The organism is Salinirussus salinus, from assembly GCF_009831455.1.
GTDB classification, from domain to species: Archaea; Halobacteriota; Halobacteria; order Halobacteriales; family Haloarculaceae; genus Salinirussus; species Salinirussus salinus.
This window is the reverse complement of record NZ_WOWO01000002.1, coordinates 897,413-911,775: the sequence shown is the minus strand read 5'-3', so window position 1 is coordinate 911,775 and position 14,363 is coordinate 897,413. Positions and strand designations below refer to the sequence as shown.

The following is a 14,363-nucleotide window of genomic DNA, read 5'->3' as shown; positions in this document are numbered from 1 at the left end:
ACTGGCTGGTATGGCTTCACACGCGGAGATGGACCACGGCCTGGCGCGGGTCGAGACCGACGGCCACCGCGCCGACGTCGTGCTCGACCGCGCGCACAAGCGCAACGCGATGAGCGAGCAACTGATGCGGGACCTGACGGAGGCGTTCCGGACCGTCGGGGACCTCGAGGAGGTACGGTCGGTCGTCATGCTCGGTGAGGGGCCGGTCCTGTGTGCGGGGATGGACCTGAACATGATGCGCGAGCGGGCGGACGCCCCCGAGGAGTTCGACAACGACCTCTTTCCCGACCTCCTGGACACCATCGCGGACTGTCCGCTCCCGACGGTGGCGGCCATCCACGGCGCGGCCCCGGCGGGCGGGTTCGAACTCTCCTTGCCCTTCGACTTCCGGGTCATCGGGTCGGACGCCAAGTACGGCGTCATCGAGGTCCAGCTCGGAACCTTCCCCCACGGCGGCGCGACCCAGCGCCTCCCTCGGCTGGTGGGGATGGCCAAGGCCAAGGAGTTCGTACTCGCGGGGGAGTTCATCGACCCCGAGGAGGCCGAGCGCCACGGTCTCGTCAACGAGGTCGTCGAGCCCGGCGCGGTCAAGGAGCGAGCCCGCGACCTCGCGGACGACCTCGGCGCGAACGCGCCGATGGGGATGGTTCGGGCGAAGGAATCGCTGAACGCCGCCCCCGAGATGCCGATCGACGAGGGGCTGGCCTTCGAACGCTCGCTGGGTCGGGAGATCTACGACACCCGCGACTACCGCGAGGGGATCCAGGCCCGGCTGGACGGCCGCGAACCCGACTTCGAGAACCGATGAGTGGGGACGATACTACCGACGCCACGGATACCGAGGACGGCGTGAGCGGGCTGGACGAGGAAGCCGTCGACGAGGAGTACCTCGGCCGGCTGTTCGACGAGGAGGCGCTCGCGGCGTTCCTCGAAGACGCGCTCGGTCCCGGGGAGTTGCACGTCGAGTACCACCAGGCCGGCCACTCCAACGAGACCCTGTTCGTCGACTGGGGCGACCACGAACTGGTGCTCCGGCGGCCGCCCGCGGGGGCTCATGCCGACGCCGCCCACGAGGTCCTCCGGGAGTACCGCGCGATGGACGCGCTCCAGGATACCGCTGTTCCGGTCCCGCGGACCGTCGCAGCCTGTGACGACCACTCCGTCATCGGCTCCGATTTCTACGTGATGGAACGGCTGGAGGGGGACGTGATCCGCGACGAGGAGCCCGAGCGCTTCGCCGACCCCGAACAGCGCCGCCTGCTCTCGGAGGCCTTCATCGACACCATCGCCGAGATCCACACCATCGACCCCGCCGCGGTCGGGCTCGACGACATGGGTCATCCCGAGGGCTACACCGAACGCCAGGTCGAGCGCTGGACCGAGCAACTGGAGTGGGCCTTCGAGGTGACCGCCGACGACCGCCCGATCCCGGAACTCCACGAGGTGGCCGACTGGCTGGCCGACAACGTCCCCGACGACTACGCCCACACGCTGGTCCACGGGGACTACAAGCTGGACAACGTGATGTTCGGGCCGGGGACCCCGCCCGAACTCGTCGGCGTCTTCGACTGGGAGATGTGCACCCGCGGGGACCCGTCGATGGACCTGGGGTGGATGCTCATCTCCTGGACGGACCCGGGCGACCCCGACCGCGAGGACCCGCTCAGCAACCGGATCGAAGCGAGGGAGGGCTATCTCTCCCGGCGGGAACTGCTCGACCGCTACGAGGAACAGACCGGGCTGACCTTCGACAACGAGCGCTTCTACCGCACCTTCGGGGTGTTCAAATCCGCCGGCGCCTGCGAGATGATGTATCGCCGGTATCTCGAGGGCAACAGCAGCAACCCGGCCTACCCGCTGATGGAGGAGCGCGTGCCCGCGATGGCAGAGCGCGCGCTGGACATCATCGAGGGCGAGGAGCCACTGTAGCTCCCCGGTAGTGGTCCGCTCAGTCTGGGAAATCGGGGAGTTTTTGAGGCGAGCTAGATAGGTGGGAGACGAGGGCGCTTAGCTCAGTCTGGACAGAGTACTTGGCTTCGGACCAAGCTGTCGCGGGTTCAAATCCTGCAGCGCCCATCTTGTCGTGGCCCGGTCGGGGGTGGCCTCGGTCTCCTCGACGCTGCTTCATTCCCCGCCATCCGGACGACTCACAGTAGCAGAGATCGACACGTCACTGAGCGGACCTACCCACGCCGCGTGGTTGACTGGAGACACTGGTCCGTACTTACCGGTCGTGCGCGTCCCCGTGGTCGTGTGCGTGCCCGTCCCCGTGGTCGTGGGAGTGGTCGTGACCGTGGTCGCCGACGACGAACTCCGAGGCGTCACGCTCCCCCGAGGCGAAGGCCGTGACGCGCTCGGCCAGCTCCTCGTCCTCCAGTATGTCCTCCTCCAGGAGCAGGCGCTCGACGGCAGCGAGCCATGCCCGGTAGTACGCCGCCTCGGTCTCCTCGGCACCGGCAGATGCCGCGGCACCGCCCCCCACGTCCTCGAGTTCCTCGATGAGCCGCGTCTGGAACGCCTCCCACGGGAAATCGCCCTCGCGGCGCAACGCGACAGTGAGCGCGAAGGCCCGGGCCTGCCAGGGCGCCTCGAAGACGATGTCGTCCTCGCCCGGCGGCTCGGTCGCCGCGCGAACGTCACTGATGGTCGCCTCGAGGTCGTCGGTCACGCCAACTCCCCCGCACGCCGCCCGCCCAGTCGCTCGACGCCGATCATCGAGTCGCGGGTGACCAGGTCGGCCAGCTCCGACTCCGACATCCCTTCGGTCCCCTCGGGTCGCTGGGGGAGCACCATGTACCGGATCTCGGAACTGGAGTCCCAGACGTCGATCCCGACGTCCTCGGACAGGTCGAGGTCGAACTCCTCGCGCAGCGTCCGCCGCGGCCGCTTGACGATCTTCGACCGGTAGGGCGGGGACTTGTACCACGTCGGCGGGAGCCCCAGCACCGGCCACGGGTAACACGAACAGAGCGTACAGACGATGACGTTGTGCGTCCCGGGGGAGTTCTCTTTGACCTCGATGTCCACGCCCTGCACGCCCGTGTACCCGAGGTCGTCGATCGCGGCGGTGCCGTCCTCGAGCAACCACTCGCGGTAGTCGGGGTCGCTCCACGCGCGGGCGACCACCTCGGCGCCGTTCATCGGGCCGACCTCCTCCTCGTAGATGCTCACCACCTCGTCGACCGCGTCGGTCGAGAGCTTCTCTTTCTCGACGAGCAGCGACTGCAGCGCCCGGGCGCGGGCTTCCGGGTCGTCCGTCGGCACCGGGTGGTCCCGGTCGTCGTGGTCGTGCTCCTGGCCGTCGGTCATACCACGGAGTGTGGTAGCGATGCGCTTAACGGTTCTCACCGTCGCCAGGGCCGCCGGTACGGGGGCGCTCGCCTACGGCGACTCCAGGTAACGCTCCCAGAGGTCGACGGAGACGGCCGTGTTGGCCTCGGCGTCGGGACCCCACAGCGCCTCGCCCGCGAAGCGGACCGAGTACAGCGGCTCCGGGGACTCCCCGTCCCGGTGTGCGTGGCTGTCCGGCAGGACGTGCTCGCCGTAGACTTCCCGGACGGTCCCCTCGGCACGGCGGACGTACCCGGGACAGCGGGTGTGTCCCTCCGGGTGCATGTTCCGCACCCTGACCGTGTCGCCGACTTCGAACGCCGGGTCACCGGGGCCGCGATACGTGCCGCCGCCGCTCCCGACTATCGCACGCATCGCCTCGGCGGCTTCCGGGTCGGCGCGTTCCGGTACCGTGACCCCGCCCGCCCGCGCCTGCTCGATGCGCTCGCGCAGTTCCTCGGCCTCCAGCACGCCGCGCTCGACGAGGAGCTTCTCCACCGCTGCCAGCCAGTGTTCGTAGTACGAGGAGTCGAGGTACCACGCCGGGGCCATGCGCTCGATGGCGTGGCGGAACTCGTCCATCGTGTACTCCCGGTTCGCCATCGTGACCATCACCATCCCGAACATCCGCCGCTCGAACTCGTCGTGGAACACGGGCTCGGTGGGAGTGTGCGAGACCCGCCCCGTCCCGTCGGTGCCACCGAGGTCGTGGACGCCGTCCATTGCCGGCCCTGTGTCGCGAGCACGTGTAAACCTGGCCCCGTCGCCCCACGGAACCGGTCCCGTGGCTCACCCGGCGCTAGCGGTCGGGAGTGGCGGACACGACCGTACTCGGCCCGTGCCGGCGGCTCAGTCGTCCTCCGGTGTGGGCTCGGGGTCGGAGGCGGCGAGACTCCCGGTCGTCGCGCCGGTCCAGTCGAAGCGGCGCTGGAAGTACAGCGCGACGTTGACCAGCGCGAGCAGGACGGGCACCTCGATCAGCGGGCCGACGACCGTCGCGAAGGCGACGCCGGAGCCGACGCCGAAGACGGCGACCGCGACCGCGATGGCCAGCTCGAAGTTGTTGGAGGCGGCGGTGAAGCCGATCGCCGTCGTCGTCGAGTAATCGGCGCCGATCCCCTTGCCCATCCCGAAGCTCACGAGGAACATCACGACGAAATAGACCGTCAGCGGGACGGCGATCAGGAGCACGTCCCCGGGGGCGGCGACGATGTTCTCCCCCTGGGTCGCGAACATCACGACGACGGTGAACAGCAACGCCGCGAGCGTCAGCGGGTCGATCCTGGGGACGAAGGTCTCGTCGTACCACTGTTCGCCCTTCGTCCGGGTCCCGATGTAGCGGGTGAGAAAGCCGCCGAGGAAGGGGATCCCGAGGAAGACGACGATCGCCTCGAAGACCTGGATCGGGCTGACGTCGAAGGTCTCGATGCCGGCGACCAGGGTGTCCATGCCCAGCAGCGGCGGCAGGAAGAGGCCGAAAAACCAGACGTAGACGCCGTAGGTGAGGATCTGAAAGAGGCTGTTGAAGGCGACCAGGCCGGTGACGTACTCCGTCGACCCCTCGGCGAGTTCGTTCCAGACCAGCACCATCGCGATACACCGGGCCATCCCGATGAACACGAGACCGAGGAAGTACTCGGGACGGGCCGGCAGGCCGGGGACGAGCCCGCTGAAGAAGAAGACGGCGAGCCCGAACATCAGCGTCGGGCCGATCAGCCAGTTCTGGACGAGGCTCAGCCCGAGCACGCGCCAGTTCGAGAAGACGGCCCGGAGCTGCGAGTAGTTCGCCTTCGCCAGCGGCGGGTACATCATCAGCACCAGCCCGATCTCGACGAGGTGGAAGTCCTGGATGGGCTGAGTCACCGAGGGCGCGACGGATCCGAGTCCGACCCCGACGGCCATCGCCCCGAAGATCCAGACGGTGAGATACTTGTCGAGGAGGTCCATCGACCGGGGGTCGCCACAGCTCTCGCAGTCACAGTCCGGGCCGTGCGCGTGGGCGGCGTCACTCATCGGGGATCTCCGGTTTCCGACCGGTGATACTCGCGGAGACGAGGAAGTCACTCACGTCGCGTTCGTCGTCCCACTCGCTGATGAACCGGTCGCTGTCTTCCTTGGGGGAGATGTCGACCTGCTCGAACCCGACCTCGGTGAGTACCTCCCGGAGCCGGTCGACGGTCGACGCGCCCGCGACACAGGAGGCGACGGAGTCCGGGTCGGCACGGATCCCCTCCGGGACGTCTGCGGTCAGGACGACGTCCGAGATGGCGAGCCGTCCGCCCGGCCGAAGCACCCGAAACGACTCCCGGAACACCTGCGGCTTGTCCGGCGAGAGGTTCACCACGCAGTTCGAGATGACGACGTCCACGCTGGCGTCCGCGACGGGGAGGTGCTCGATCTCCCCCAGCCGGAACTCGACGGCGTCGCTCCCGTTCTCGGCCGCGTTTTCCCTGGCTTTCTCGACCATCTCCGGGGTCATGTCGACCCCGACGACCCGGCCGGACTCCCCGACTTCTCGTGCTGCCAGGAAGCAGTCGAAGCCGGCACCCGACCCCAGGTCGAGCACCGTCTCGCCCTCCTCGAGCGAGGCGATCGCCCGGGGATTGCCACAGCCGAGTCCGAGATTCGCCTCGCCGTCGACGCTCTCGACCTCGCGTCGCGAGTAGCCGAGCTGTTCCGCGGTCTCGGCCGCCTCCTCTGCCGTCTCGCCGGCGCGGCACTCGTCGGTCGCACAGCACCCGCTTCCCTCCGTCTCGCCCGTCCCCGAACTCGCGATCCGGGCGTAGCGTTCGCGGACGACCTGTCGCTGGGTCGCTGCGTCGAGTCCCGTCCCCGATTCCCCGGAATCAGACATCCGCGGTCACCTCCGCTTCGATCTCGTCGAACAGCGCGCGGACGTGCTCGCGGACCGCCTCGCGGACCTCCCGCACCCGGTCGAGATCCTTGCCGTCCGGGTCCTCGAGCGCCCAGTCCCGGACGTCGACGGCCCCCTCGTCGGCGTCGAGGTCGAGCGTCGAACAGCCCATGGTCGCGACGTAGTCACACGACTCGAGCTCCGCAGTGGTGACCTCCCGTGGCGCGCGGTCCGCGAGGTCGACCCCCTCCTCGGCCATCACCTCCCGGACGACGTCGTGGACTTCCTCCGCGGGGTCGGTCCCGCCAGTGAGGACCTCTACCGCGTCTGCCAGCCCCCGCTGTTCCCGTTCGCGCTCGGCAAAGGCGGTCGCCATCTGGCTCCGGCCGGCGTTCTGGACGCAGACGAACGCCACGCGCACGCCGTCGCTCACTGTGACCCCTCCCGGGTCCTGTCGAGCGCGTCCAGCAGGGCGGCCGCCCGCTCGGTCGCCTCGTAGTAGCGCCAGGTACCGTCCTTCCGGCGGGTGACAAGCCCCGCCTCGAACAGGTCCGAGAGGGCGTGACTGACCGCGCTGTCGCTGACGTCGACGACGGGTGTGATCTCACAGACACAGAGTTCCCGGCCGGCCGCCGCCAGCAGGCGGACGATCGTGTAGCGGGTGTCGTTGCCCAGTACCTTGAGCGCGGTCCGGTCGCGCCCGGTGTCGGCCGGGAACGCCGAGACGTGCCGCTCCATGGCCTCCACGCGCGCGTTGATGTCCTCAACGCAGCACTCGCCTTCCTGTTCGACGATGAGGCGCTCGAGACGTTCTGACTGCTGGCTCATGGTTGAGTAAATGAACAGCCATTCAGATAACTGTTCGGATGTCCGGCGACTGCCCGGACACCTCCGCACCGTGCAGTCCCGGAGACCCGGTTCCAGCGCGCGCAAGAGAGCGTGTGCTGCAACTCGACCGACACCGGGTAGAACTTTGAATATCCCGGACCACCGATTATTTCGCCAGACAGGTCTCTCTCGTCCCGCGGAGTGAAAACCGCGCGCTCGGGAGCCAGCGATTCCGAGCCCTGGCGGGGCTGGCAGCCGTCCGTCACACCAGGCGGCAGGAAAACCAGACATACCTCTCCCGCGCGGCGATAGTCCGGCATGGGATAAGTCTATGATAGTGGTTCCTGTAGACCGGCAGGGTGACAAAACCGATGGTGGACGCGGAACCGGATCCGGTCGATGTCGCGGACGCTACAAGGACTGTCGAGACCGAGAGCGGCTCGTTCCCGGTCCTCGATTACGGGGACGGCCCGGTGGTGCTCATGCTCCACGGGTTCCCGGACTCCCGCCATCTCTGGCGGTACCAGGTCCCCGCGCTCGCTGAGGCGGGCTTTCGCGTGGTCGCACCGGATATGCGCGGGTTCGGGGATGCACCGAAACCCGGGCCGGTCGAGGCGTATGCGGTTCCCAACGCTGCCGAAGACGTGATGCGCATTTTGGGTTCCCTGGAGGTCGAGAACGTTCGTCTCGTCGGCCACGACTGGGGAGCGGCCGTCGCGTGGTTGCTAGCGGCGACGCAGCCGGACACTGTCGAGCGGCTGGTCGCGCTGTCGGTGGGCGCGCCGGGGAATTCGGGGTCCCAGACGGTCGAACAACGCGAACGCTCCTGGTACTTCTACTTCTTCCAGTTCGAGGAGGTCGCCGAAGCGTGGCTCCGGCACGACGACTGGCGGCTGTTCCGCGAGTGGAGCCGTGGCGATGGCGACCAGGACCGCTACATAGCCAACCTGTCCCGACCGGGGGCGCTCACAGCTGCCCTCAACTGGTATCGGGCGAACGTCAGGCCCGAGCCCCCGGAGGAACGCGGAGCGGACTACCCCGACGTGACCTGCCCGGTGCTGGGTGTGTGGAGTGACAGGGACCACTACCTCACTGAGGAACAGATGACAGCATCCACCGAGAAGGTCGATGGGCCGTGGCAGTACGAACGGGTCAGCGACGCGAGCCACTGGCTGATGCTCGACAAGCCAGGCGAACTGAACGACACCCTCACGGAATTCCTGACGGGCTGATCGACGACGGCACTCCACGCCAACCGTGCACGCGGAAGTGGCCGCCCTGCGGGACCCGCCGGTGCGCCACACCCGGGTTCCAGGAGCGGCGTGAGCCACTCGCAGCCGCGTCTCGACCCCCTGTGGCAGACAACAGACCGACGTCGCATGACCGTGGACGGACGCCGCGAGAGGCGTGAGAATCTGCCCGAACCGGGACCCGCGTGGATATTCGCCTGTGGCGCTCGGCGGGACAACCACTTGCGGACAGTCGCCCGGAGATACCACATAAGTAACCCGAAAATGTAATTATTCTGTATAGTAAAGTACCGGGCATGCACATACTCATGCCGGTGGACGCCGACGAGGAGCGCGCAGTCGCGGCCGCGGAAACCGTTGCTGCGCAGCCGTGTGCGGCCGACGAGATCCGCGTCACGGTCCTGAACGTCCACGAGGACATCGAGGTCTCCAGCGTCGACAGCGGGACCGTCAGTTCGGAGGAGTGGTACGACGAGGAGGACTTCCCGGCCAGCGTGGGGAGAGCGACGGCAGTGCTGGAGCGTGCGGGCATCACTGTGGAGAAACACCGGAAGATCGCCGAGCCGGGACCGGGGATCGTGGAAGCGGCCGACGAATTCGGTGCCGACCAGATCGTCATGTGTGGCCGGAAGCGCACCCCCGTCGGGAAGGTGCTGCTCGGAAGCGTCGCGCAGTCGGTGCTTCTCAACGCCAGTGTCCCGGTTACCGTGACCGACGTTGAGAAGCAGTGACCGGCCCCGCGGAGTCCGGCCTCGGCGGCCGCGACGTGCCGGTGTCCGCCCGCGCCTCGCCGCAACGTTCAGTTACGTGAGGTTTCCGTGGGCGTGCTACTTGGCCACTCTACGAATTCACGTGCAGCATGGGTCGGGGAGAGTGCCGGCACTGGCGCGGTCCCGCCGACACCGACACGCTCTCGTTTCACCCTCCTCACACCGCAGTTCGGTGACGCGCCGTGCTAACCCGACGGGGCCAACAGGTGCGGTTCGCTCGGGTGCCTTCGCTGCCCTGGACGGAGCCGCGCGGCGGGTCGCCGTCCGGACTGCCGGTCCTGTAGGACCGCCGTCTACTTGTCCCTCCGAGGCGGGTCGGTCGACCCGACGAACTCGCGGAGTTCGCGGTTGAACCGCTCCGTGGCCTCCCAGAACGGCGAGTGGCCGACCTCGGGGTAGAACGACGTTTCTGCGGTCTCGATGAGGTCGGCGTGTTCCTCGGCAGCCGCGGGCAGGACGATCCCGTCTGCCTCCCCGTGGGTGACCAGCACCGGGACCTCGACCGCCCGGAGGTCGTCGTCGTGGGTCACCGTCCGGGAGTGCAGGGCCGTCCGGACGCGTGGCGGCACGAGGACGTTGTAGCCGAGCATGAACGACAGGTCCTCCGGCGACGGCTCCGCGTACATGCAGTCCCGCAGGAACCGCTCCAGCGTCGCGACGCTCTCCTCGATGTCGGTGCTCTCGAAGCCCGGGACCCGGTCGGTGAAGTCCTCGCCGATGACGGCCATCGCGTCTCCGGTCCCGTTTTTCGAGATCGCCCCCACGAGGTTGATACCGGCGACGTGCTCGTCACCGTACTCCCCCAGGTAGTCGGAGATGACGAGTCCGCCGTAGGACCAGCCGACCAGCACGGGCTGGTCCAGGTCGAGGCCCTCGATGACCGAGTGGACGTCCTCGGCCCACAGCGCCGAGTCGGCGTACGCGCCCTCGGGCTTGTCCGACCGGCCGTGACCGCGGTTGTCCATGGCGACCAACCGGAAGTCGTCCGCGAGCTCCGACTCCAGCTGACGGCTCCAGCACAGCCGGGACTGGGAGTACCCGTGGACGAAGAGGACCGGTCGGCCGTCCGGGTTCCCGGTCTCGTCGACGCGGAGGTCGACGCCCCCGCCGCCGGAGATGGTGTGTGAGTTCACGACTGCCGGGTTCGACAGCACAGGGTATAGTTGTTGTCCGGAACCCGAGCGCTGTCGTGTGCTCCGGGGACCGGCCCGTCCGCAGGTGGACGCCCGGCCCGCAGGTCCGGCAAGCGGCGGAAACGCCGACCCGTGGGGCCCTATCCACCGGACTGTGCGGGGGTCGAGCCCGGCATCGTCCGGCAGTCCATCTCGGGTGCCTCGACCGGCTCGACCTCACCCCAGGAGTGGAAGTCCCACTGCATCGACTCCGACTCGATCCGCCGGGGGTAGCCCGAGTCGGCGAGGACGTAGTAGGTCAGGGTCTCCCCGCCCGCTGCACCGCTCCCCGACACCTCGTAGACCAGCACCTCTTCCCCGTCGATGGTGTCCGTACCGACCGGCTCGACGGCGGGGTTCGCCGACGCTCCCTCGGAGAACGTGCCCGGGTCGACGTCCTCCCGGCTGATGCCCTGCTGGAGCGACCCGCTGAAACACTGCCCTCCCGTGACGACGTAGCTGCTCTCGCCGACGAGATACCACTCTATCACCTGCCCTCCCTGTTCGAACTCCCAGTAGAGGTCCTCCCCGTCGAACCGCCCCGACATCTCGAAGGTCTGTCCGCCTGTCGACACCGTCGCCGTCATGGCGAAGGAGTCGGGGAACACGACCGTGTCGCCGAGCTGTGGGGCCCCACTGTCCGTTCCGCCGCCGTCCGTCGTCCCGGTCCCGCTTCCGGAGCCGTCGGTCCCTCCGCCGGCGTCCTCGGTCGCGGTGGGGCCGTCGCCGGAGCCGTCTGTCGGCGCCCCGTCGTCCGTCCCGCCCGGAGTGCTCTGGTCACCGCTGCAGCCGGCGAGCGCGGCCGCCGCCCCGCTCGCGCACGCGAGCACTACCTGTCGCCTGGTTGGCAATCCCATGTGCCGCGGTCGGCAGGTGTCATTATCGTTATTATTGTCTTTTGCATAGGTCTGGCCGCCGGAGAGGACGAACTTCCTCCGGGATACGGACCAGAAACGTACGGGATCTTCGACGGAGTGGGCGAGTGGCCCCGACCGAACCGCAGGACGCAACCCACTTGCTGGTCGGGCCCGAACCACGGGTATGGCCCTCACCGACGGGAGCGTTCCCCGCCGGGACGTGCTGAAGGCGGCGGTCGCCCTCGGCGGCGCGAGCGCGCTCGCGGCCTGCCTCGGCGAGGCCGACCGCGAGCGCGACCCGGTCCCGACGGGTAACCCCGACGCGAAGCCCGCCAGCCAGCACGCCTGGAACGCCTCCCTCCGGACCGACGAGCACGGCAACACGCTGCTCCCGAACCACCAGGTCCTGCTGTACGTGAGCCTCGACGGCGACGGCCCGCCGACGACCGAGGACCGCCGGGTCGTCGAGGAGGCGCTGTCGACGCTCGACCGGGCCTACGAGTGGAGCAGTGAGGGGCTGGTCCACTCGGTCGCCTACTCCCGGTCCTACTTCGACCGGTTCGACGCCGCCCTCCCCGACAACGTCGAGCTACCCCGGCCCCGCGCGCTCTCTTCGTTCGAGACCCCGACCTTCGACACCCAGGACGCCGTCGTCCACCTCGCCAGCGACCGCGCGGACGTGGTACTCGAGGCCGAAGCGGCGCTGACCGGGGACCGGGGGACCGCGAACGGCGAGGAGGTCGCCGCCCGGCTCACCGACGCTTTGACTGTGGACTCCCGGCGGACCGGCTTCGTCGGCGCGGGCCTGCCCGCCGAGCACCAGGACGCCGCGGGGATCCCCGACGGCGACCCCGTGCCCGAGGCCTCGCCGCTGTTCATGGGCTTCGAGGCCGGGTTCAGGGGGAACCAGGCTACCGAGGAGTACGTCACCATCGAAGAGGGGCCGATGGCCGGCGGCACAACCAAGGTGATTTCGAACATCCGCCAGCGCCTCGAGGACTGGTACGGCGAGCAGACCTACGACCAGCGGGTGATGGAGCTGTTCAGCCCGGGCCACGCCGAGGAGGGACTCGTCGAAGGTGTCGGGTCGAACCTGGGCGACGACAGCGGGATCGACCGCTTCGTCGACGACCTCATGGCCGACGCCCGCGAGCACGGCCGCGTGGGCCACGCCCAGAAGGCCGCCCGCACGAACCGGGACGGGGAGGGCAACGTCCGCCTGCTGCGCAGGCACTTCGAGTCGACCGACGACATCGGCTCAGACCAGCAGGTCGCGAGCCTCCACTTCCCCTCCCTGCAGCGACACGTCGGGGAGTTCGAGGCCGTCCGGCGGGCGATGAACGGCGAAGACGTCACCGAAGAGACGCCTGCGGTCCGCCAGCGCGTTAATAATGGCATCCTCGAGTACATCTTCACCCGCCGGCGGGGCTACTTCCTCGTGCCCCCGCGCCGCCACCGGTCGCTGCCGCGGCCGCGTCCCGGCGCGACCTGACCGGGGACTGACTGCCGACGCCACCATTCTTGTCCCCGCCCCTGGTGGTGGGCGTATGGACTACGAGCGCATCGAACTCGTCCAGCCCCACTACGGCGGGGCCAACGCCTACCGGGTCGGGGACACGCTGGTCGACACCGGCCACGTCTGCGACGAGTCCGTCGAGCGCCTGGAAGCGGCCCTCGAGGACCGCCTCGCGGGCGTCGAGCGGGTCGTCCTGACCCACCCCCACATCGACCACGTCGGCGGCTCGCTGACGGTCGACGCGGTGACAGAGCTCCCCCACGTCGTCTACGAGGGCGCCGAAGACTTGGTCCGGCAGTACGACGGGTACCTCGTCGAGGCCCGCGAGGAGATGGCTGCCCTCTCCTCGGGGCTGTACGAGGGCGATCCCGAACCCGACGACGTCTACTTCCCGGTCGACCTCGACTACGCCACCGACGAGGTCGCCTTCGAGCGGGTCGTCGGCCACGGCGACACGGTCCGCGTGGGGCCCTACGACTGTGAGGTCGTCCACACGCCCGGCCACTCCCACCAGCACATGACGCTTCACCACGAGCCGTCGGGCGTGGCGCTGTCGGGCGACATCGTCTCGACCAACGGCCACTTCATGTACGGCCCGGTCCACTGGGACATCGGCGAGTACAAGACCGGCCTCCGGCGGCTCCGGGAGGCCGACCCGGAGCTCCTGTTGCCGGGACACGGCGACCCGATGGACGACCCCGCCGCCCGCGTGGACGACGCCCTGGAGAAGGCCCGCCGGGCCGAAGAGGCGATACTCGCGGCCGTCGAGGAGCACGGTGAGCTCGCGTCCCACGAACTCGCCGTGGAAGCGCTGAACGCGACCGAGGCGACCGTCTCCTTCCTCGCGAACGTCGCCTCGGCCTACGCCGTCCACCTTGCCGAGCGGGGAGAGATCCGCGTCGAGCGCCGCCCCTACGTGGTCGCCGCGCCGGCCTGAGCCGTCACTTCCCCTCGAATTCGGGGCGCTCGCCCTCGGTGAACGCACGGACTCCTTCCCGGAAGTCCTCGGTGTTCGCGGTCCGGGCGATGGTGTCGGTCTCGGCGGCGAGCTGTTCCTCGAGGCTCGCGGAGGTGCTGTGGTCGAGCAGCCGCTGTGTCCGCCCGAGCGCGACCGTCGGGCCCCGGGCTATCTCGCCGGCGAGCTCCGTCAGCCGGTCGTCGAACTCCTCGTGGTCGACGGCCTCGGTCGCGAGCCCGAGGTCGACGGCCTCCTCGGGCTGGACCTTGTCGTTTGTGAGCGCGAGCCGCTTCGCCTGCCGGAGCCCGACCACCCGGGGAAGGTAGTACGTCGCCGAGCCGTCGCCGGTCGCGCCGATGCCGGGGTAGCCGAACTGGAAGTAGGCGTTCTCGCTCGCGAGTACGTAGTCGCCGAAGATGGCGAGGCTGAACCCCGCACCCACCGCGGGGCCGTTGATCCCGGTGACGATCGGGACCTCGGCCTCGTGGAACTGGACGATGGCGTCGTGCAGCACCGAGGCGCCCTTGCGCATCCCGGCGGAGGGGCTCTCGCTGGTGAAGCTGGTGACGTCGCCGCCGGCACAGAACACGCCGTCGGAGCCGGTGAGGACGAAACACCGGACGTGTTCCTCGTGGAGCCGGACCGCGAGGTCGAGCAGCTCGTCGGACATCGTGTCGCTCAGCGCGTTCATGTCGGCGGTGCTGTGGATCTCCGCCCGGAGCACGCCGTCCTCGAAGCTCGTCTCGAAGTTCTCGTAACTTCCGTGGTCTGGCTCTGGTGTCGCCATACCACACTCTGTGACCCGGGGCCACCTTGGCGTTTAGGGTG

General features: G+C 68.9%; 16 protein-coding genes and 1 tRNA gene. 7 read left to right on the top strand and 10 right to left on the bottom strand.

The window, feature by feature from the left end; translation table 11 throughout:
- Positions 1-10 precede the first annotated feature (10 nt).
- The 3 genes from GN153_RS07920 to GN153_RS07910 all read left to right on the top strand — a co-directional run bounded on the left by GN153_RS07920 (position 11) and on the right by GN153_RS07910 (position 2,076).
- Positions 11-808 carry an enoyl-CoA hydratase/isomerase family protein gene (locus GN153_RS07920; RefSeq protein WP_201287824.1) on the top strand — a complete coding sequence of 266 codons (798 nt, stop codon included), beginning with the start codon at positions 11-13 and terminating at the stop codon, positions 806-808.
- Entirely contained in the window at positions 805-1,929 is a 1,125-nt protein-coding gene (locus GN153_RS07915; RefSeq protein WP_159901485.1) for a phosphotransferase family protein, read from the top strand. The genes GN153_RS07920 and GN153_RS07915 overlap by 4 nt, the downstream gene beginning before the upstream one ends.
- 72 nt (positions 1,930-2,001) lie before the next feature.
- Positions 2,002-2,076, top strand: a tRNA-Arg gene (locus tag GN153_RS07910).
- A 148-nt stretch (positions 2,077-2,224) separates the two neighbouring features.
- Here GN153_RS07910 and GN153_RS07905 read toward each other — a convergent pair.
- From GN153_RS07905 to GN153_RS07875, 7 genes are all read right to left on the bottom strand, one after another.
- Complete coding sequence (locus tag GN153_RS07905; RefSeq protein WP_159901483.1) at positions 2,225-2,668, bottom strand: nitrile hydratase accessory protein; 444 nt, start codon at positions 2,666-2,668, stop codon at positions 2,225-2,227.
- On the bottom strand, positions 2,665-3,309 hold the full coding sequence (gene nthA / locus GN153_RS07900; RefSeq protein ID WP_159901481.1) for a nitrile hydratase subunit alpha: 645 nt from the start codon (positions 3,307-3,309) through the stop codon (positions 2,665-2,667). The genes GN153_RS07905 and nthA overlap by 4 nt, the downstream gene beginning before the upstream one ends.
- 72 nt (positions 3,310-3,381) lie before the next feature.
- The gene (gene nthB / locus GN153_RS07895; protein ID WP_159901479.1) at positions 3,382-4,053 is read right to left on the bottom strand and encodes a nitrile hydratase subunit beta; all 672 of its coding nucleotides are present in this window, start codon (positions 4,051-4,053) and stop codon (positions 3,382-3,384) included.
- 126 nt (positions 4,054-4,179) lie between these two features.
- On the bottom strand, positions 4,180-5,343 hold the full coding sequence (gene arsB, locus GN153_RS07890; RefSeq protein WP_159901477.1) for an ACR3 family arsenite efflux transporter: 1,164 nt from the start codon (positions 5,341-5,343) through the stop codon (positions 4,180-4,182).
- Positions 5,336-6,184 carry an arsenite methyltransferase gene (arsM, locus tag GN153_RS07885; RefSeq protein WP_159901475.1) on the bottom strand — a complete coding sequence of 283 codons (849 nt, stop codon included), beginning with the start codon at positions 6,182-6,184 and terminating at the stop codon, positions 5,336-5,338. The genes arsB and arsM overlap by 8 nt, the downstream gene beginning before the upstream one ends.
- On the bottom strand, positions 6,177-6,617 hold the full coding sequence (locus GN153_RS07880) for an arsenate-mycothiol transferase ArsC (RefSeq protein WP_159901473.1): 441 nt from the start codon (positions 6,615-6,617) through the stop codon (positions 6,177-6,179). Before GN153_RS07880 ends, arsM begins: the two co-directional genes overlap by 8 nt.
- The gene (locus GN153_RS07875) at positions 6,614-7,012 is read right to left on the bottom strand and encodes an ArsR/SmtB family transcription factor (RefSeq protein WP_159901471.1); all 399 of its coding nucleotides are present in this window, start codon (positions 7,010-7,012) and stop codon (positions 6,614-6,616) included. Before GN153_RS07875 ends, GN153_RS07880 begins: the two co-directional genes overlap by 4 nt.
- Positions 7,013-7,371: 359 nt before the next feature.
- Between GN153_RS07875 and GN153_RS07870 the strand changes: the two genes are divergently transcribed.
- Together GN153_RS07870 and GN153_RS07865 are read left to right on the top strand one after the other, a co-directional pair.
- Entirely contained in the window at positions 7,372-8,244 is an 873-nt protein-coding gene (locus GN153_RS07870) for an alpha/beta fold hydrolase (protein WP_201287823.1), read from the top strand.
- Between the two features lie 314 nt (positions 8,245-8,558).
- Positions 8,559-8,993, top strand: coding sequence for a universal stress protein (locus GN153_RS07865; RefSeq protein ID WP_159901469.1), 435 nt, complete (start codon positions 8,559-8,561; stop codon positions 8,991-8,993).
- A 332-nt stretch (positions 8,994-9,325) separates the two neighbouring features.
- Here GN153_RS07865 and GN153_RS07860 read toward each other — a convergent pair whose 3' ends face one another.
- Both GN153_RS07860 and GN153_RS17675 read right to left on the bottom strand, forming a co-directional pair.
- Positions 9,326-10,165, bottom strand: a complete 840-nt coding sequence (locus GN153_RS07860) for an alpha/beta fold hydrolase (protein ID WP_159901467.1) — start codon at positions 10,163-10,165, stop codon at positions 9,326-9,328.
- A 140-nt stretch (positions 10,166-10,305) separates the two neighbouring features.
- Positions 10,306-11,061: a hypothetical protein gene (locus GN153_RS17675; protein ID WP_236544767.1), complete on the bottom strand. Its 756-nt coding sequence runs from the start codon at positions 11,059-11,061 to the stop codon at positions 10,306-10,308.
- 184 nt (positions 11,062-11,245) lie between these two features.
- Between GN153_RS17675 and GN153_RS07850 the strand changes: the two genes are divergently transcribed.
- Together GN153_RS07850 and GN153_RS07845 are read left to right on the top strand one after the other, a co-directional pair.
- Positions 11,246-12,553 carry a DUF7405 family protein gene (locus GN153_RS07850; RefSeq protein WP_159901465.1) on the top strand — a complete coding sequence of 436 codons (1,308 nt, stop codon included), beginning with the start codon at positions 11,246-11,248 and terminating at the stop codon, positions 12,551-12,553.
- A gap of 55 nt (positions 12,554-12,608) precedes the next feature.
- Positions 12,609-13,514: an MBL fold metallo-hydrolase gene (locus GN153_RS07845; protein ID WP_159901463.1), complete on the top strand. Its 906-nt coding sequence runs from the start codon at positions 12,609-12,611 to the stop codon at positions 13,512-13,514.
- Positions 13,515-13,518: 4 nt separating this feature from the next.
- On the opposite strand, the gene GN153_RS07840 is transcribed toward GN153_RS07845, so the two are convergent.
- Complete coding sequence (locus GN153_RS07840; protein WP_159901461.1) at positions 13,519-14,322, bottom strand: enoyl-CoA hydratase/isomerase family protein; 804 nt, start codon at positions 14,320-14,322, stop codon at positions 13,519-13,521.
- Between the last annotated feature and the right edge of the window lie 41 nt (positions 14,323-14,363).